Origin of the sequence: Galbibacter sp. PAP.153, assembly GCF_037029175.1 — a bacterium.
GTDB lineage: Bacteria > Bacteroidota > Bacteroidia > Flavobacteriales > Flavobacteriaceae > Galbibacter > Galbibacter pacificus.
On sequence record NZ_JAZEUN010000007.1, the window covers coordinates 98,569 to 117,326 of the forward strand.

An 18,758-nucleotide genomic window follows, 5' to 3' on the forward strand; every position below is an offset into this window, starting at 1 on the left:
TAAAAAATGTCCATCAAAGAAAATTTAGAACAGATTAAAGCATCGTTACCAAAAAATGTAACCCTTGTAGCCGTTTCCAAAACAAAACCAGAAAGCGACATAATGATTGCTTACGGTGCCGGACAACGTGTTTTTGGGGAGAACAAAATACAGGAAATGACCTCTAAATGGGAAAATCTTCCGAAGGACATAAAGTGGCACATGATTGGTCACGTACAGCGCAACAAGGTTAAATACATGGCACCATTTGTTAGCTTGATACACGGGGTAGACAGCCTAAAACTTTTAAAGGAAATTAACAAGCAAGCGCAAAAGCACGACCGTATTATTAACTGCCTATTGCAGGTACATATTGCCAAAGAAGATACAAAATTTGGCATGGATGAAGGAGAAGTTATTTCTTTACTGGGTTCGGACGAGTTTAAAAACATGCAAAATATTAAAATAATGGGCTTGATGGGCATGGCTACCTTTACCGAAGATGAAACCCGAATAAAAGATGAATTTACCTTTCTTCATGGCCTGTTTGAAAAATTAAAGGGAATTTACCCCGCTTCGGCCAAAATTAACATCGACACCCTTTCCATGGGAATGAGCGGCGACTACAATATAGCCATAGCCTGCGGAAGCAATATGGTAAGGATTGGGAGCAACATTTTTGGGGCCCGGAATTATAATTAAATCTGGAGTGCGGTTTTTTTGTTGCTTTTTAACTATTTTTAAATAATCGATTATACAATAAACACTACCAAATATATTAATGTACGCAATACTCGATATAGAAACCACAGGAGGAAAATATAATGAAGAAGGTATTACGGAAATTGCCATTTATAGGTTCGACGGCCATACAATAACCGACCAGTTTATAAGTCTTGTAAATCCCGAAAAAGAAATACAGCCCTTTGTAGTCAAGCTCACGGGCATCAACAATGCCATGTTGCAAACGGCTCCCAAATTTTTTGAAATTGCCAAAAGGGTTGTGGAAATAACCGAAAATTGCACCTTGGTAGCCCACAATGCCCAATTTGATTACAGGATATTGCAAACCGAGTTTAAACGGCTGGGCTACGATTACCAGCGAAAATCGGTTTGCACGGTAGAGCTGGCCAAAGAGCTCATTCCCGAACAGCCATCGTACAGTTTGGGAAAACTGGTGCGGTCGTTGGGCATACCCGTTAGCGATCGTCACAGGGCAAATGGAGACGCCCAAGCAACCGTTAAGCTTTTTAAAATGTTGCTCACCAAGGATGCTTCAAAAAAAATCATCCAAAACAACATAAGGGCCGAAAACGTAGGCCAACTTAACCCCAGGCTCATAGACATTGTGGAGCGCCTCCCAAATGCCGTCGGGGTTTTTTACATGCACGATCTTGACGGAAAGATTATGTTTTTGGCCAAGAGCAGGAATATCCAAAAAAGGGTTAATCAAATTTTTGTGAACACCTCCCGAAAATTCATGAAAATCCAAAAGGAAGTAAGGGCGGTAACGTACGACGAAACCGGTAATGAACTTATTGCGCTCCTAAAGGAAAATGCAGAAGTTAATTTAAACAAACCTCCTTACAATAAAAAAAGCAAAAAATTGTTCACACATGGCTTGTACCTGTCGAAAGATAAAAACGGATATTTTTTCTTAAAAATAAAAAAAGTAGAAAGCACCGGAAACTGTGTAACCACTTTCTCTAATTACCAACAGGCATATAACTTTTTACACAAGATCGATGAAGAATTTGAACTCTGCAATAAATTAAACGGACTATCGGAAGCAAAAAAAAATTGCTATAATTATACCATTGGTAAATGCAAAGGTGCCTGTATTGGCACAGAACCCGCCCAAACATACAATAAAAGGGTGAAAAAGGCCATTTTTGAATACAGTATAAACCATAAAACCATGCTTATTATAGACAAAGGAAGAAATGCAAGCGAGCATAGTTTTGTTTTTATAGAGGATGGTGATTTTAAAGGAATTGGGTATTTTGACTTAAACCATCAAATTAACAATATAGAAATTATAAAATCTATTTTGGCTCCCATGCAGCACACCAAAAATGCAAAACATTTAATACATGCTTACATTCGAAAAAAGAGAAATTTGAAAAAATTAAACTTTAACTAAATATGTATAAAAAACTACTAATACTACTACCCTGCTTATTGTTACACTTATCTTCTTTTTATACAGCTGCCCAAGAAAAAAAAGGAAGGGAAATTGACGATGTTACCAATGAAGAACTGGAAATGGCCATCTATCAAAAAGACACTACTGCAAACGCTGTGGTACTTTATGAAGAAGGCAATAATTATTTTGAGGTGGAACGAAAAGGCAATTTTCAGTTTATAAGACTTATAAAACAATACTATTGCAAAATAAAAATCTTAAACGAAAAAGGGTTTGACGAGGCCAATATAGAAATCCCCTTTTACCATGCAGATAAGGAAACAGAAAAAATTAGCAATATAAAAGCCATGACCCACAATGGTGCTCAAAAAATAGTAGTCGGCCAAAATGATATATATGTTACCGACATAAACGAACACTGGTCTGCTTACCGTTTTACTTTTTCTGATGTAAAAAAAGGCAGCGTGCTGGAATACCGCTATACGTTAAAATCGCCTTTTTTCTTCAATTTTGAAGGGTGGCAGTTCCAGTCGCATATACCAAAAGTAAAAAGTAGGTTCACCGCCCTAATTCCGGGCAATTATGTTTATAACCGGACATTGTTCGGTTCTCAAAAACTGGCCGTCAACGATGCATCCCTAAAAAAGAGCTGTTTCTATCTGGACGGGGCTTCCAATGGTGCAGATTGCGAAAAATTGACCTATGAAATGGTTGACGTCCCTGCCTTTAAGGAAGAAGAATACATGCTTTCTGAAAAAAATTATATTTCACGCATTAAATTTGAATTGTCAGAATTTCATGATTTCCGCGGAAGCAGCCATAAATATACCAAAAGCTGGGAAGACGTAGACAAAGAGTTTAGGTACGATAAAGATATTGGCAGGCAACTCAACAAGGTTAATTTTTTCAAGGATATTATTCCGCAGGAAGCCTTAAACGAAGAAAACAACATAAAAAAGGCCGAAAAAATCTATAATTTCATCAAAGAATATTACACATGGAACGGCAAATATGGATTATTTAGCGATTCTAGGATTACCGATGCATACAAAGAAAAATCGGGGAACATTTCAGAAATAAACATATCATTGATAAATGCATTAAAAGCTGCCGGACTGGAAGCAAAATTGGTATTGCTTTCCACGCGCCAAAATGGCTTGCCCACCAAACTGCACCCTATTATTTCCGACTTTAATTACTGCATTGCCATGCTGGAAATAAACAACGGCATGGTATTGTTGGACGCATCAGATAAATACGCACCTTTTGGTATATTGCCATTTAGGGCCTTGAACCATATTGGGAGGGTCATGGACTTTAAAAACGATAGCTATTGGATTGAAGTTTCGCCATACAAAAAAAACCACCATATACTTACAACTTCTGTAAAGATAGACGAAGAAGGGACCCTAAACGGGAAATTTAGACTTACAAGTTCCGGCTATTTTATGTTTTCTAAGTTGAAGGAGATAAAATCCCAATCGAAAGAGAAATATATTGAAGAATTGGGCAGCAGGTTCCAAAATATAGAAATAACTGATTATAATACGTCGGAAATGGGAAATTCCATAACCGAGACGTTTTCCTTTAAAATAAACGAAGGCGTAACCATTGTAAACGGCAATATTATCTTCTCACCGTTCCTGTTTAAAGACCTTACGGAAAACCCGTTTAAAGTTGAAAATAGGGGTTATCCCGTAGATATAGGCTATCCTAAAAAGTTTAGCAGCAATATTTCGGTTGCCTTTCCCGAAAACTATAAAGTAGAAAATACAATTCAACCCGAAACAACACTTTTAATAGAAAATGGGGGCAAATTGACCCTTATCAAGCAAGAAAAAGGCAACATTTTCAATATATTATATAATTTTGACCTAAATAAATCGTATTATCCAACAGAAGAGTACAAAGAGTTGAAAGCTATTTTTACAAAAGCAGTTAATATCCAGAATAACGAATCCCTGATTGCCAAAAAACAAGTATAACAATATAAAATGCTACAACGCCAAACAAAGGGAAACTGGAAAAGAAAACTTCATGAAATAATTTATGAAGCAGACACCCCTATGGGAAAATGGTTTGACATCATTCTGTTTTTAATCATAATTCTTAGTATTGTTTTGGTAATGCTGGAAAGCATCAAATCTTTCGACAAACGGTACCACACATATCTAATTACGGCAGAATGGGCTATTACGGTATTCTTTTCCCTGGAATATGTTGCAAGGATCATTTCAATAAAAAAACCGCAAAGGTATATTTTCAGTTTTTATGGCATAATAGATTTTATCTCTACGATCCCGCTGTATTTATCGCTGTTTTTTGGTGGTGCACATGTGTTGCTGGCCATTAGGGCGCTTAGGCTGTTAAGGGTATTTAGGATATTAAAATTAGTACGATTTATGGGCGAAGCCTCTCAACTCAAGGAAGCCATAAAATCGAGCCGCACCAAAATTGCCGTTTTTATTTACACGGTACTTATACTTTCGGTAATCATGGGAACCATTATGTACCTTATAGAAGGTGAAGAAGCCGGGTTTACAAGTATTCCAAGAAGTATTTATTGGACCATTGTTACACTTACCACCGTGGGCTATGGAGATATTGCCCCGGTAACGGATATCGGGCAGGTTATTGCCGCTATTATCATGATTCTCGGGTATGGAATAATTGCAGTTCCAACAGGTATTGTAACCGTTGAATTTGCCAAACAAGGAGGAAAAAAACAGCACATAGATACCAATACACAGGTATGCCCACATTGCAATGCAGAACACCATAAAGACAATGCCACCTTTTGTTATAACTGCGGAAATATATTAAATGAACAATAAAAAGTACCTTATTACAGTTGTAGGGCCCACCGCCATTGGAAAAACTTCGCTGGCCATAAAACTCGCCAAGGAATATCATGCTGAAATCATATCGTCCGATTCGAGGCAGTTTTACAAAGAAATGCGCATTGGTACGGCCGTGCCCGAAGAAGAAGAACTGGCAGAAGCAAAACACCATTTTATCCAGCACAAATCTATATTTGAAGATTATTCTGTAGGCGATTTTGAAAAAGAAGCCTCCAAAATGCTCCATAAACTTTTTACATCAAACAATTTTGTAATCATGGCCGGGGGAAGCGGTTTGTACAACGATGCTGTAATAAAGGGCCTCGACGACTTTCCGGACATTGACCCAAGCATAAGACAGCAATTAAACCAACAGTTAAAAAAAGATGGCATTGAAGCCTTGCAGGACCGGTTAAAATCTTTGGATCCCGATCATTTTAACAATATGGACGTTCAAAACCCGCACCGGTTGATCCGCGCACTGGAAATTTGTATGGGAACGGGAAAACCCTATTCTTCATTTTTAAATCAAAAAAAAGAACAGCGCAATTTCCAGACCATCAAAATTGGCTTGACCGCCGAACGGGAAACAATCTACAACCGTATCAACCAACGGGTGGGCGTCATGATGCAAAACGGCCTGCTGGAAGAAGCAAGGAAACTACATCAGTATAAAAACTTAAACGCCTTGCAAACGGTAGGCTACAAAGAATTATTTAATTATTTGGATGGTAAATGGACACTGGATTTTGCAGTTTCAGAAATAAAAAAAAATACACGGCGCTTTGCCAAAAGGCAACTAACGTGGTTGCGAAAAGACGAAGACATCCTTTGGTTTGACCATACCGCAAACCTATCTGATATCCTTCTAAAAGTCAATCAAAAAATAGAGGCTTAATATATCCTTTAAATAATTATCTTTAAGCTCATAAAATTGCTATATGAATTTATTTTTCAGAAAAATAATAGTAGACCGTGTACGTAAAAAGTATAAAAAGACCACGCATACCGAGCACGATAGTTTTAAGCAGCAGGTAAAAGACCTTGAAGTTGAGATAAGCCATGAAATACACGATATTTTATACTTATTTATCGGGGTCTTGGCAGCTTCGTTTGGCTTAAAGGGGTTTTTATTGCCAAGTTCGTTTATAGACGGTGGCGTTACGGGTATTTCGTTAATCGTTAGCGAGCTTACCAGTTGGCCATTGTCCATTCTTATTTTTATCCTCAACCTTCCTTTTGTAATCCTTGCTTATATTGCCATTAATAAAAGGTTTGCCATCAATAGCATTATCGGCATTTTATTATTGGCCTTGGCGGTCCATTTTATCCCCTTCCCCACAATTACCAACGATAAAATTCTTATTGCGGCCTTTGGCGGTTTCTTTCTTGGGCTGGGCATTGGCATGGCCATACGCGGCGGGGCCATTATAGACGGTACCGAGGTGCTGGCCATATATATAAGTAGAAAATCGAGTTTAACCGTTGGAAATGTTATACTGCTTTTCAATATTGTTATTTTTATGACAGCCGCTTATATTTTTACCACCGAAATAGCGCTGTATGCCATTTTAACCTATTTTTCGGCTTCAAAAACGGTAGATTTTGTTATAGATGGCATCGAGGAGTTTATTGGCGTTACCATTATTTCCGAGAGGCACGACGCCATCCGTAAGGCCATTATCCATAAAATGGGCCGTGGTTGCACTATTTATAAAGGAAAAAGGGGCTTTTCTGCCGATAACAGCCAACTAAAGGACATAGACGTGGTATACACGGTAATAACACGTTTGGAAATGTCTACCTTGAAAACCGAAATTGATAAAATAGACAAGAATGCCTTTATTATTATGAACTCGGTAAAGGACACCAAGGGCGGAATGATTAAAAAGAAACCGTTGACTAAGATAAAATCGTGAGCCAAAAAGATGGCCTGAAAAACATTTTATAAAAGATTTTTTAAGTAGTCTCTTCCTTTTTTTCTTTATGAAGGGAAAACCATACCCCTGCACCCAAGGAAACCCCAATAACAGACAACGAAAGCCATTCGGGAATTTCTATATGATGGGAAAGTATCATTTTAATTCCCACAAAAGTCAATATTACCACGAGGCTGTATTTTAAGTACCCAAAACGTTCCAGCATGTTTGCCAGAAAGAAATACATGGAACGCAGTCCTAAAATGGCCATTATATTGGAACTGAACACCAAAAACGGATCGGAAGTAATGGCCAAAATAGCCGGAATACTGTCTAAAGCAAAAAGTATGTCGGTAAACTCAATAATAATAAGTGCTATAAAAAGCGGCGTAGCAACCAATAAATGCTTTTTTCTTGTAAAAAAGTGTTCGGAATCCATATGTGTGGTTACCGGAATAACCTTTCTTATAGCTTTGTATACAAAAGATTTTTTGGGGTCGTAAGCATCGTCGTCCTTTTCCAAAGCAAGCTTAATGGCCGTATAAATAAGGAATACGCCAAAAACGTAAATAATCCAATCGAATTTTTTAATAAGGTATACGCCAAACAAAATCATTAATGCCCTAAAGACAATAGCCCCGATAATTCCCCAGAACAATACGCGGTGCTGATAGATTTTAGGAATTTTAAACGAAGTAAATATTACGGCAATTACAAAGATATTGTCCACGCTCAAGGAAAGTTCTATTAAATATCCCGTAATGTATTTTAAGGTAGCATTTGAAGGTGAAAGTTGGTCTACGTTGTCGATCCAACCATGTTTGAATATAAAAAACACCAATAACGAGAAAAGCATGGCAATACTCACCCAAATGGCGGTCCACATAGATGCTTCTTTATTGGTTATTTCATGGGGGTTTTTGTTAAAAATCCCCAAATCGATTGCTAAAAAAATTACAATCAGCGTTATAAACGATATCCAAACAATCATAAAAAGTTAATTTCTAGTATACAGCAAATGGTCCAAAACCGTAAAGTCCACACCCAAATCGTCTTTCAATTGGTATTCAAGCATAAGCTCGCCCCAATATTTTCCGTCGGAGAAGTCGGCAATAATCCATTTATGGTTCAATATTTTTATTTTATTAATTTTCATTGGGGCTCCGGACATTCCGTCATAAGGTATCAACGGATTGTTCCCTTTTTGCTCGTTGGTCTCCAATAATTTATCGGCTATGTAGCGCGAAGGATTTTCTAGTTGTAAATGATCGTAATATGCCAATGCATCGTCGTTGTTTTCCAAAGAAAAATATTGAAGGTCAAGATTGTTTAACGTGAGCGTTTCAATAGAATCGTTTAAACGTACATTGCTTTCTTCAAGGTGTTCAATTTTTACGGTTTCTTTTTCAAAATATTTCTTGGCGCTTACGTATTGATAAACAATATACAGGACCGCAAAGAAAAAAAGGTACATAAAAATATTACGTTTCATAGTATATGGAGTGTTTTTTTAATTATTTACTCACTAAGTGAGATTTAAGATGCTCCGACGCTTGCGTCGAAATGTTATATATTTTTTCCACTTAATGGCCCGTGTGCTTGCACCGGGGTTGTTTACTATTGTTTATCGAGCTTTATATTTCCAGGACTTGGTTGTCGTAAGCAATATAAACGTTTTTTGGCAATTCTTTTTGTGCTTCTTCATGAAATCCCATCATGGGGCTTATGTGTGTAAGATATGCCCTTTTTGGTTTTACAAGCTCAATAAATTCCAAAGCTTCATCAATATTAAAATGCGAATGGTGTTTTTCTTTGCGCAGTGCATTTACCACAAGCACTTCCACGCCTTTTAGTTTTTCAATTTCTTCTGCATCTATGCTTTTAATATCTGTTAAATATGCAAATTTATCAAATCTATATCCAAAAACCTGCAATCTATTATGAAAAGCGTTTATTGGTATTACCTGAAGGTTCCCTATTGAAACGGGCTTATTGTTTACCACTTCATGCCCCCGTACGGCCGGTGCTCCCGGGTACCTGTCTTTGGTTGCAAAAATATAGTCGAATTTAATACGCAGGGAATCCAAAACACGGGAATGTGCATAAATCGGGATATCTCCTTGCCTAAAAAAGAAAGGGCGTATATCGTCCAGTCCCATAATATGGTCGGCGTGCTCGTGCGTGAATAAAATCCCGTCAATACGCTTTACGTTATTGGCGAGCATTTGTTGCCTAAAATCGGGGCCGCAATCTACAACATAACAATAATTGGCCCATTCTACCATAACAGAAACCCTTAAACGCTTGTCTTTTGGGTCTTTGCTTTTAGACACAGGATCGTCACTTCCAATTATTGGAATTCCCTGCGATGTTCCGGTACCGAGGAAAGTTATCTTCAAAATCTCATTTTTCATCAAATTTATCACTTATATTCCGAATAGCTTCATGAAACTTTTTTAACTTTGCCATAAATATAAAACAGCTATGACATTAGTTTTAAAAGGGGATAAGAACTTTGAAAATGTTCCTTCGCTAAAAGCCAAAGCTTTACGCATAAATCTCAACGAGGATATTTACGGGACTTTTGCCGAGATTGGTGCGGGGCAAGAAACGGTTAGGCATTTTTTTAGGTCCGGTGGAGCTTCCGGAACTATTGCAAAAGCAATGAGTGCCTACGATAAAAACTTTAGCGATGCCATTTATGGAGTAGAAGATGATGGCCGATATGTTACCGAAGCCCGTTTAAAAAAAATGCTCTCGCATGAAATGATGCTCATGGAGCAGCGTATTCCCCGAAAGGACAATCCCAATAAGATATTCTTTTCGTATGCCAATACCGTTGCCACCATCGACTTTGCCAAAAAGTTTAAAGGCCATGGTTGGTTGGGCATTCGTTTTCAATTGGATCCCAATGAAGATTACAACGAAATTATTCTACACATCCGGTTTAAACAAAACGAAGCCCGGTTGCAACAGGAAACTTTGGGGATTGTTGGGGTAAACCTTATTTATGGTGCTTTTTACAAGCACCATAAACCAAAAAAATTATTGAAATACCTATACGACCATATAGACAACGATACCATTGAGATAGACACAATAAACTTTTCCGGGCCCCGCTTTGAAGAAGTAGACAACCGTTTAATGAGCTTGCAGCTTGTTAAAAACGGGATGACAGAAGCCGTAATGTTCGGGCCCGATGGAAACAATATCCTTCCGGCGGCCATTTTATACAAGAAGAATATTTTGGCGCTACGCGGAAGTTTCCGACCGGTTACCTCGGTAAATATGGACATGTACAAAAAATCTTATGAAATTTTTATACGTGAAAATAAAGTTGATGTCGATAATACCGTGGTAGTTTTTGAAATTACCCTATCCAATTTACGAGCCGAGGGCGAAATTGACGAAGAAGACTTCATGGACAGGGCACGCCTGCTATGTTCGCTTGGACAAACGGTAATGATTTCCAATTTCCAGGAATATTACAAATTGGTTGAATATTTCTCTGAATATTCCAAAGAACGCATGGCCCTTACCATGGGTGTAAATAATTTGGTAGATATCTTTGATGAAAAATATTACCGCCATTTAAGCGGTGGGATATTGGAAGCCTTCGGAAAACTTTTTTACAAAGATTTAAAAGTGTACCTATACCCAATGATAGACCAGGAAACCGGATTAACGGTTACCAGCAACAACCTAAAGGTTCACCCACGTATGAAGGAGCTCTACAAGTTCTTTAAGTACAATGGAAAAGTAGTTGATATTTTTGATTATGACGATTCCATTCTGGACATATTCTCGCGGGAAGTGCTTAAAAAGATTGCAACCGGTGAAAAAGGATGGGAAGAAATGCTTCCGAAAGGGATTGCAGAGCTCATCAAGGAAAAAGGCCTGTTTGATTACAAATCCAAACTAAAAGAAAAGCAAAAATAAAGAAATTTACAAAGTAACTTTTTAATAAAAGTAAAGGCATGCAAAAAAGGTTAATATTGTTCCTTTTCTGTATGCCTTATTTTTTTAGTGAATGTATAGTTCTACTGGTTTCCTAAAATAATGGGCAGGCCTTTATCGCCACTGCCAATAACAATTACTTTAGAATTTTGCGACTCAGACAGTTTAATGGTAGCTTCTATGCCTTTGTCTTGAAGGATTTTGTCGGTTAACGATGTACTTAAAATTTGATTGGCATCTGCTTTACCCTGTGCTTCAATCCGTTGCCTTTCGGCTTCTTTTTCTGCCTTTTCAATCCTAAATTCATATTCAAGCGATTCCTGTTCCTGCCTCAATTTGCGTTCAATGGCGTCTTTAATGGTAGGTGGCAAAGTAACGTCGCGTACTAAAATCTCATTCAATTGCACAAATTGATCTTTTAAAATTTCTTTGGTCTCATCGTAGATTTCTTCCTGAATGGCATCCCTTTTGCTAGAATACAGCTGTTCGGGCGTATACCTGCCAACCACACTCCTGGCGGCCGACCGTACTGCGGGCTGCAATACCCTTGCCACATAGTCTACGCCCTTTTCTTGGTGCAGGGAACCCAGTTTGCTGTACAATGGCTGAAACCAAACAGAGGCATCCAGTTTAATTTCCAACCCGTTTGAAGACAGTACCTGCATTTTTTCAGATACTTCCTGTTGCCTTACCTCGTATACAAAAACCTTATTCCAAGGCGCCACCAAATGAAAACCTTCGGATAAAGGAGGCTCATCGGTTACCACACCATTGCCAAAAGTTTCAAACAAAACGCCTGCCTCTCCAGACTCTATCGTTACGGTAGATTTTGCAATAAAAATAATCAGGGCAATTGCAATAATTACAATAGGTATTCCAATTTTAGGTAATTTATCCATATAAAAAAGTAAAATTTAAAAATTATCCGTTGTTTATAAATCCGGGGTACAGGGTCATGCCCCCATCTACAAATATAGTTGTTCCGTTTACATATTCCGATTTATCTGATGCGAGCCAAACCACGACCTCGGCTACATCTTCGGGCTCCCCTAGCCTATTATAAGGAATTAATTTCAATAAATGCTCTTTTTTCTCCTTGTCTTTCCAAACATCTTCGTTTATCGGGGTTTTTATAGCCCCGGGAGCCACACTATTGACACGGATGAGCTTGTTGGCCGTTTCTTGAGACAAGGAGCGCATCAATTCTGTAAGTCCGCCTTTGGATGCCGAATAGTTTATATGCCCAGCCCACGGTATTTCCTGATGCACCGAACTCATAAAAATAATTTTTCCGGCAGATTTGCTTATGCCCTCTACCACACCCCTTTTTAAAAAATATTGTACCGCCTGCCTGGAACACAAAAAAGCACCGGTTAAATTGGTCCTAATAACCGTCTCCCAATCTTTTAATGTCATTTTTTCAATGGGGGCATCACGCTGTATTCCGGCGTTGCTTACCAAAATATCCAAGTTTCCATAGGTTTCGTATACTTTATTGAACATTTTCAGTACGTCTTCTTCATTTCCAACATCGCCTTGAACTGGAAAGGCTTCCCCGCCTATTTCAGTAATTTTTTTTACAACATCATTGGCGCCTTCTTCATCAGAATAATAATTCACGCCTACCTTTGCCCCTTCCTTGGCCAAATAATAAGCAACTGTTTTACCAATTCCCGAGCTGGCACCTGTTACCAAAGCTACTTGATCCTTTACTAATTTCATTGAATTTTATTTTAAATAAGTCCGCTGTATTTTCTTAAAAACCATTCAGAAGAAAAGGCAAGTATTATTACTGCCAACAGCCATTTCCAGTCTATTAAAGGTACAACATTTTCCATACTTTTTTGAACGGCCTGATAATTGCCCTTATCAAGCAATTCGTTTTTAAGTTTTTGAAAATCATTTAAATAAAATATTTTTCCGTTCGTATTATTGGCCAATATATTTAACCTCTCGATATCCGGGTTTACAAACTGTTGTTCTACGTTAAAGTCCAAAATGGTAAAACTTCCCGATTTAGAAATGTTTGCCGATGGCACACGGACCGTAAAATTGTATGTGCCCGGCTGTAGCGTATTTAGGTTTGCCTGGTAGCTGTTGTTTCCATAAAGCATGGAAAAGGTACGTTTTTGATTAGTTTCCCGGTTTTCGGTAATAATTTCAATAGAAACGTCCGGGTCGAAAACATAATTTTCGTCAAAATATGAAGCCGACAACAATACTTGGGAGTTTCCATAATAAAAAGATTCGGCCGCTACAGTTAAACGCTCCCTTTGTTTTTTAGAAGATAAAAACTGAATTAATTTCCCGAAATAGGCATCAAAAGCTTCTGTTTTTTCATTTGAAACATAGTTTGCCGCCCGCCATTTCCATATGCCCTCGCCCAAAAACAATGCCTTTTTTTGGTCTTGGTTTTCCATAACGGTCAACAATGGATAACTGGTAGGAACATTGCTTATTTTTTTGAACAACAATGTTTGGCCCGGGCTCATAAAGCTAATTTCGTCCAGTGTGCTTTTTAATGGCGGAAAATCATCAAAACCAATGTCTTCTGTTTGAAATGTTTGGAAATTTTGATTATAAGCCGGCGTTATTTCTTCGTCGCCCCGACCTTGAGCATTGTTAAACCCCAATTGTTGGGTATTTAAGAAATTCCAGTCGGTATCCATCCCGGTTATAATCCAGAAATTTGCCTTTCTATTGTTTAATTCCTGAAAAACAGGTTTGAACAATACGTTGGGTTGATATAAAACATACAGTTGGTAACTATTGTCCTGCTGGGCCTTAAAATTTCTAACATCAATAATATCTGCTTTTCGAAATTCGTTGCTTTCAATAATCTTTTTTAACGCCCCAATATCGGGATGCAGCACATCGGTTACAATGGCAACGTTATTTTTTTGATCAATTACCTCCATGGCAAACAACTTTTGATTGTTTACCTTATTTTTTTCGTTGGCCAATGGTACAATAACTGCCTGCATGGTTTGTATCCCTATTGAATTGGCCAACAATTGGGTATTAATAACTTGTGAAGTATTGTTTTTATCAAAAGAAAGTTTTTTTGAAAACAATACCTGCTTTCCTTTAATTATTTTAAAAGTTGAAGTGATACTGTCTTTTCCTTCGTAATCAAGAAAGACTTCAACAGGAAATTTATTCTTAAAATAAGCATATTTGTTAACGTTTAACTGCGCAATTTTTAAATCGCTATACGTGGTAGAATCTCCCACGACAATAGGATAAACAGGCGTTTTATAGTTATTGCCCAAATATTGATAATCGGCACCATAAGTCTGGTTTCCGTCTGAAAACAGCAATACTGCACCTTGACTTTTTCTGTTTATGGAAGACATGGTATTTAATGCCTTGGTAATATTGGTTTGTTTTCCGTTGAATGAAAGTTTGTTTAGTGGTTCAATACCTGCATCAAAGACATAAGAGCTTATTGAAAATTTATCGTTTAATTCTTTATCGTTTGCAATTTTTTCCCAAGTATTTTTTGCAACACTATCAAACCCTAATTCATGGATGGAAGCAGAATTATCCATTAATATGGACAAATTGGGTTTTTCGGTATAAAAGGTTTCTTTTTTGTATTTCGGACTGATAATTAAAAAGAGGATACAGAAAATCCCGAAGAACCTTAAAATTGCCAACCAAAGATATATGCCTCCTTTTCTTGCTTCCTTTCCGTATTGAAAAAGAACCAGCAAAAAGGCTACAAGTACCGCAATTAAAATGAAAATAACTTGGTTAGCTCCCACCATGCATATGCTTTATAATGCTGAAAGTTTATAAAGTTATTTAATAAACAACCTTACAAACTTTCATGGCTATATTAAATTTATTTTTCTGCCTCGATAATCGAGGTTTGAATGTTCCGAAGCTTGCCTCGAGATCAAAATATTTTTCCTCCTAAAATGTCTCATGGGCCTGCCCCGAGATAGTTTACTAAGTAAGCATTCCTCCGTCTACCTGAAGCACCTGTCCGGTGATGTAAGCAGACATATCCGAACCTAAAAATACACAAGCATTTGCAATATCTTCAGGGTTTCCACCTCTTTTTAAAGGTATGGCATCTCTCCATCCCTGCACTACTTTTTCATCCAACGCACCTGTCATCTCGGTTTCAATAAATCCCGGTGCCACCACATTGCTTCTTATGTTCCTGGAGCCCAATTCTAAAGCCACAGATTTAGAAAAGCCTATAATTCCGGCCTTGGAAGCTGCATAGTTTGTCTGTCCGGCATTTCCTTTCACTCCTACTACAGAGCTCATATTGATAATCGACCCCTTGCGCTGCTTCAACATAGTGCGTTGTACAGCTTTGGTCATGTTAAAAACCGATTTTAGGTTTACTTCTATTACTTTGTCAAAATCTTCTTCGGATATACGCATCAAGAGATTATCTTTTGTAATCCCGGCATTATTTACCAAAATATCGATAGCTCCAAATTCTTTTGCCACTTCATCTGCCAATTCCTGGGCGGCCGAGAAGCTTGCAGCATCACTTTTGTATGCCTTTGCTTTTACTCCAAATGCAACAAGCTCTTTTTCCAATTCTTTAGCAGGCCCTTCAGACGAGCTGTACGTAAAGGCCACATTGGCTCCTTGTTTTGCAAATTCCTGAGCAATGCCCTTACCAATACCGCGACTGGCTCCTGTAACAATAGCTGTTTTCCCTTCTAAAAGTTTCATTCGTTGTTTTTTGTTCGTTCTTAATATGCCTGTTTGGAAGTTTCAGCAACATGATTTCCAAAAGGCATTTATTGTGTTTATCCCTGTGCTGTAAAACCTATTTGTATTTTTTACAACTACTCTTTCTGGTTTAAAATGACTTTTTCATTCTATCATCAAATATAGCAAATACCAAGTTTAACTAACAAAAAACCCTGCATTTTTAGCAGGGTTTTTACATTGAACTTATTTTGTATTAAAAAGGTTATGACTTAATGGGCTTAGGTTTCTCATAATTAAACAGATAGTCCACATCTACTTCTTCTACTTCGCCTAGTTTCTTCAAGGCTTCCATGTCTACATCGTTTTTGTTTCCTATTACCATTACATCGTATGTTTCTCCTTTTATGTTCTCGTTGAAGAAATTTTTAAGGTCGTTAAAATCCATTTGTTGAATTTCGTTGTACATTTTTTTTCTGTTATCTTCGGTTATGCCGCGCTTTTTTAAACGCTCGTATTCCCAAAAAATATCCTGACGGTTAATGCGCTCGGCTGCAAGCTGTTTTAATGTTGATTCTTTTGCGGCCTGAAACTGTTTTTCTGCTTCCGGCATGTTTGTCATAAGCTCCATCATGGCATCAACTGCTTCGGGCATTTTATTGGCTTGTGTACCAATATATGCATAGGTGTAATTGGGTTTGCCTTTTTCTGATGCGTTCCTATATGAAGAGAACGCCGAATAGGCAAGGGATTTGGATTCTCTTATCTCCTGAAAAACAATAGATGACAATCCGCTTCCAAAATAAGTGTTGAACAATGCAGATGCCGCCATTTTTTTAGGGTCAAAGGTTTCTCCTTTTGCCAAAAACAGCATTTCGCTCTGTACCATGTCGTAATTAACAAAATACACATGCCCGCCGGTTTCCTTTTCCATATAATCCTTCGCCTCTGGGTATTCTTCCAAGTTTTCCGGGATTTGGTGTTTTTCATCAAGAGAAGTTATAGCCCCTTGTAAGTTGTTGCCATAATAAAAAATACGCTGTTTGTAGTTTTTAAGGTCTTTGAAAATAGTTACCAGTTCTTCCGGAGAAATTGACTTTAACTCATCAATAGTATAAATATCCCTTAATCTGGAATTTTCGCCATACATACCGTAATTCATCAAACCGTTCCATAAAATATTTCCTTTGTTGGCCTTTCCGTCTTCCCTTCGTTTTCCAATATTCTGTACGTATTTATCGTATGTTTCTTGATTGGCAACGGCATTGGTCCATAAATGCTCGAAAAGTTCCAGCCCTTTGTCCATATTCTCGCTCAAACCGCTAACAGATACATAACAATAATCATCGGCAGTACTTACGCCATAATTAATCCCCAATTTGTAAAACTCTTTTTTAAGTTCTTCAGGCGAATATTTATCGGTTCCCAGATATTCCACATAACCAATTGCCTGCTGAAGCTTTTTATTGCTGTCTTTCCCCATGTCAAAAATAACATCGAGCTCGGCCAGATCGTTTACGTCGTTTTCTATATAAGAAACCTTGAGTCCGTTTTTAGTTGAAGTTTCCTTGATAGCGGTGCTATAATCTATTTCCTGAGGTTTAATTGGCGAAACTTCTATTTCGTTAAAAGCCTTTAAAAAAGCCGATTGCTTATCCCTATTGAGCTCAATAGGCGTAATTCGTGGGTTTTCAACCTTTACAAGGTTTCTACTTTCGCCTTGCCTTTTGTAAACCACCGCATAATCATCTACATAAAATTTATTGGCAAAATCCACAAGCTCCTGTTTCGTTATTTTTTTAAGCTCGTCCAGTTTTTTAACTTTAGCTTCCCAATCTTGAAAATGCACAAAGGCATCTACATATGCATAGGCAACATAAGTTGCATTTTCGTACTGACGGATTTCTGATAATTTCAAGTCGTTTACCACCGCTTGAATCATCCAATCGTCAAAATTTCCTTTTTTAACTTCTTCAATCTGACCCAATAAAAGTGTTTTTACATCTTCTAAAGATTGATTTGACTTAGGATATCCATAAAAAGTATGTACTCCATAATCATTGTTAAATACAGGATAACAACCTGCTCTTTGTACTTTTTGTTTTTGATTAAGGTTCAAGTCTATTAACCCTGCTTCGCTATTGTTCAAGATCATATCGATTAAGGTGATGTATTTTTCCTCGTCAGACCCTATTCCAGCAGTTCTAAAGCCTATGCTAACCCGGGCGGCCTCTGGGCCAAATACCTCTTTTTCAATGGGAGCGGTAATTGGCTGTTCTTTTGGTCGTTCCGGATAAGTAACTTCCTTGGCCTTGAACGACCCGAAAGCATCGTTTACTTTTTTTATGGTTTCATCAAATTCCAAATCTCCTACCAAAATCACGGCCATGTTGTTTGGCACATAATATTTATTAAAATAGTTGTTGATGGCCACCATTGAAGGGTTCTTCAAATGTTCGGAGATTCCAATAGTTGGTTGCTGACCATAAGGATGCTCTGGAAAAAGTGTTTTCAGCATTTCGTAGTACTCTTTTCTACCATCGCTATCCTGAGATCTGTTAAATTCTTCGTAAACGGCCTCAAGTTCGGTATGAAACAAGCGCAATACCAACTGACTAAAGCGCTCACTTTCCAGTTTTAGCCATTTGTCAAATTCGTTGGATGGAATTTTATTTGTATAAACCGTTTCTTCATGGGAAGTCCATGCATTTGTTCCTTCTGCTCCCAAGGAGCTCACCATTTTATCATATTCATTGGCAATGGATATCTTGGAGGCCAACTGTGAAACGCTGTCGATTTGCCTATAAATGGCAGCTTTTTTAAGGGTGTCCGTCTCTTTTTTATGTGCTTCGTATAGATTTGATATCTCCTGAAGCAATACTTTTTCGCTTTCCCAGTCTTGGGTTCCAATCTCATCGGTTCCCTTAAAAACCATATGTTCAAGGTAATGGGCAAGGCCTGTATTATCTCCGGGATCGTATACCGATCCGGCCCGCACCGGAATAAAAGTCTGGATTTTAGGTTCGTCCGTATTTCTGCTTAGATACACTTTTAGTCCGTTATCCAAAGTATATAAACGCAGTCCGGTTGGGTCGTTTGTAACGGTTTCGTAGTTAAACCCGTTGGGATCTGTATGTTTTTCGGCAACAACTTGGTCCTTCTTGGACTCCTTACAGCCCACTGCAACAACCAAAAGCAATAATAAAATAGGTTTGAAAAACTTCATCATTATAATAA

The 18,758-nt window shown here is 37.8% G+C and carries 15 protein-coding genes; 7 read left to right on the forward strand and 8 right to left on the reverse strand.

Going from position 1 to position 18,758, the window contains the following annotated elements:
• Positions 1-6: 6 nt before the first annotated feature.
• The 6 genes from UXI14_RS05930 (at position 7) to UXI14_RS05955 (ending at position 6,884) form a co-directional block, all read left to right on the forward strand.
• Positions 7-681, forward strand: coding sequence for a YggS family pyridoxal phosphate-dependent enzyme (locus UXI14_RS05930; RefSeq protein ID WP_335965336.1), 675 nt, complete (start codon positions 7-9; stop codon positions 679-681).
• Positions 682-760: 79 nt separating this feature from the next.
• Complete coding sequence (locus UXI14_RS05935) at positions 761-2,122, forward strand: exonuclease domain-containing protein (protein ID WP_335965337.1); 1,362 nt, start codon at positions 761-763, stop codon at positions 2,120-2,122.
• 38 nt (positions 2,123-2,160) lie between these two features.
• Complete coding sequence (locus UXI14_RS05940; protein ID WP_335965338.1) at positions 2,161-4,110, forward strand: DUF3857 domain-containing protein; 1,950 nt, start codon at positions 2,161-2,163, stop codon at positions 4,108-4,110.
• Positions 4,111-4,119: 9 nt separating this feature from the next.
• Positions 4,120-4,959 (forward strand): ion transporter, encoded by an 840-nt coding sequence (locus tag UXI14_RS05945; protein WP_335965339.1) that lies wholly within the window; start codon positions 4,120-4,122, stop codon positions 4,957-4,959.
• Complete coding sequence (gene miaA / locus UXI14_RS05950) at positions 4,949-5,863, forward strand: tRNA (adenosine(37)-N6)-dimethylallyltransferase MiaA (RefSeq protein ID WP_335965340.1); 915 nt, start codon at positions 4,949-4,951, stop codon at positions 5,861-5,863. Before UXI14_RS05945 ends, miaA begins: the two co-directional genes overlap by 11 nt.
• A 43-nt stretch (positions 5,864-5,906) precedes the next feature.
• The gene (locus UXI14_RS05955; protein WP_277899413.1) at positions 5,907-6,884 is read left to right on the forward strand and encodes a YitT family protein; all 978 of its coding nucleotides are present in this window, start codon (positions 5,907-5,909) and stop codon (positions 6,882-6,884) included.
• 40 nt (positions 6,885-6,924) lie between these two features.
• Here UXI14_RS05955 and UXI14_RS05960 read toward each other — a convergent pair whose 3' ends face one another.
• The 3 genes from UXI14_RS05960 to UXI14_RS05970 form a co-directional block, all read right to left on the reverse strand.
• Positions 6,925-7,875 (reverse strand): TerC family protein, encoded by a 951-nt coding sequence (locus tag UXI14_RS05960; protein ID WP_335965341.1) that lies wholly within the window; start codon positions 7,873-7,875, stop codon positions 6,925-6,927.
• Positions 7,876-7,881: 6 nt separating this feature from the next.
• On the reverse strand, positions 7,882-8,376 hold the full coding sequence (locus UXI14_RS05965; RefSeq protein ID WP_335965342.1) for a hydrolase: 495 nt from the start codon (positions 8,374-8,376) through the stop codon (positions 7,882-7,884).
• Between the two features lie 142 nt (positions 8,377-8,518).
• The gene (locus UXI14_RS05970) at positions 8,519-9,283 is read right to left on the reverse strand and encodes an MBL fold metallo-hydrolase (protein ID WP_335965343.1); all 765 of its coding nucleotides are present in this window, start codon (positions 9,281-9,283) and stop codon (positions 8,519-8,521) included.
• Between the two features lie 85 nt (positions 9,284-9,368).
• Between UXI14_RS05970 and UXI14_RS05975 the strand changes: the two genes are divergently transcribed.
• Positions 9,369-10,823: a TonB-dependent receptor gene (locus tag UXI14_RS05975; RefSeq protein ID WP_277899417.1), complete on the forward strand. Its 1,455-nt coding sequence runs from the start codon at positions 9,369-9,371 to the stop codon at positions 10,821-10,823.
• Between the two features lie 101 nt (positions 10,824-10,924).
• Here the strand turns inward: UXI14_RS05975 and UXI14_RS05980 are convergent, their stop codons facing one another.
• The 5 genes from UXI14_RS05980 to UXI14_RS06000 all read right to left on the reverse strand — a co-directional run bounded on the left by UXI14_RS05980 (position 10,925) and on the right by UXI14_RS06000 (position 18,747).
• Positions 10,925-11,740 (reverse strand): prohibitin family protein, encoded by an 816-nt coding sequence (locus UXI14_RS05980; RefSeq protein WP_277899418.1) that lies wholly within the window; start codon positions 11,738-11,740, stop codon positions 10,925-10,927.
• Between the two features lie 22 nt (positions 11,741-11,762).
• On the reverse strand, positions 11,763-12,563 hold the full coding sequence (gene fabG / locus UXI14_RS05985; protein ID WP_335965344.1) for a 3-oxoacyl-ACP reductase FabG: 801 nt from the start codon (positions 12,561-12,563) through the stop codon (positions 11,763-11,765).
• 11 nt (positions 12,564-12,574) lie between these two features.
• Positions 12,575-14,611 (reverse strand): VWA domain-containing protein, encoded by a 2,037-nt coding sequence (locus tag UXI14_RS05990; protein WP_335965345.1) that lies wholly within the window; start codon positions 14,609-14,611, stop codon positions 12,575-12,577.
• Positions 14,612-14,795: 184 nt separating this feature from the next.
• Positions 14,796-15,542 carry a 3-oxoacyl-[acyl-carrier-protein] reductase gene (gene fabG, locus UXI14_RS05995; RefSeq protein WP_335965346.1) on the reverse strand — a complete coding sequence of 249 codons (747 nt, stop codon included), beginning with the start codon at positions 15,540-15,542 and terminating at the stop codon, positions 14,796-14,798.
• Between the two features lie 244 nt (positions 15,543-15,786).
• On the reverse strand, positions 15,787-18,747 hold the full coding sequence (locus tag UXI14_RS06000) for an insulinase family protein (protein ID WP_335965404.1): 2,961 nt from the start codon (positions 18,745-18,747) through the stop codon (positions 15,787-15,789).
• Positions 18,748-18,758 lie beyond the last annotated feature (11 nt).

Coding starts and splice junctions, on each gene's coding strand:
- UXI14_RS05930 (WP_335965336.1), top strand. CDS start 7: ATGTCCATCAAAGAAAATTTAGAACAGATTAAAGCATCGTTACCAAAA.
- UXI14_RS05935 (WP_335965337.1), top strand. CDS start 761: ATGTACGCAATACTCGATATAGAAACCACAGGAGGAAAATATAATGAA.
- UXI14_RS05945 (WP_335965339.1), top strand. CDS start 4,120: ATGCTACAACGCCAAACAAAGGGAAACTGGAAAAGAAAACTTCATGAA.
- miaA (WP_335965340.1), top strand. CDS start 4,949: ATGAACAATAAAAAGTACCTTATTACAGTTGTAGGGCCCACCGCCATT.
- UXI14_RS05955 (WP_277899413.1), top strand. CDS start 5,907: ATGAATTTATTTTTCAGAAAAATAATAGTAGACCGTGTACGTAAAAAG.
- UXI14_RS05960 (WP_335965341.1), bottom strand. CDS start 7,875: ATGATTGTTTGGATATCGTTTATAACGCTGATTGTAATTTTTTTAGCA.
- UXI14_RS05965 (WP_335965342.1), bottom strand. CDS start 8,376: ATGAAACGTAATATTTTTATGTACCTTTTTTTCTTTGCGGTCCTGTAT.
- UXI14_RS05975 (WP_277899417.1), top strand. CDS start 9,369: ATGACATTAGTTTTAAAAGGGGATAAGAACTTTGAAAATGTTCCTTCG.
- UXI14_RS05980 (WP_277899418.1), bottom strand. CDS start 11,740: ATGGATAAATTACCTAAAATTGGAATACCTATTGTAATTATTGCAATT.
- fabG (WP_335965344.1), bottom strand. CDS start 12,563: ATGAAATTAGTAAAGGATCAAGTAGCTTTGGTAACAGGTGCCAGCTCG.
- UXI14_RS05990 (WP_335965345.1), bottom strand. CDS start 14,611: ATGGTGGGAGCTAACCAAGTTATTTTCATTTTAATTGCGGTACTTGTA.
- fabG (WP_335965346.1), bottom strand. CDS start 15,542: ATGAAACTTTTAGAAGGGAAAACAGCTATTGTTACAGGAGCCAGTCGC.
- UXI14_RS06000 (WP_335965404.1), bottom strand. CDS start 18,747: ATGAAGTTTTTCAAACCTATTTTATTATTGCTTTTGGTTGTTGCAGTG.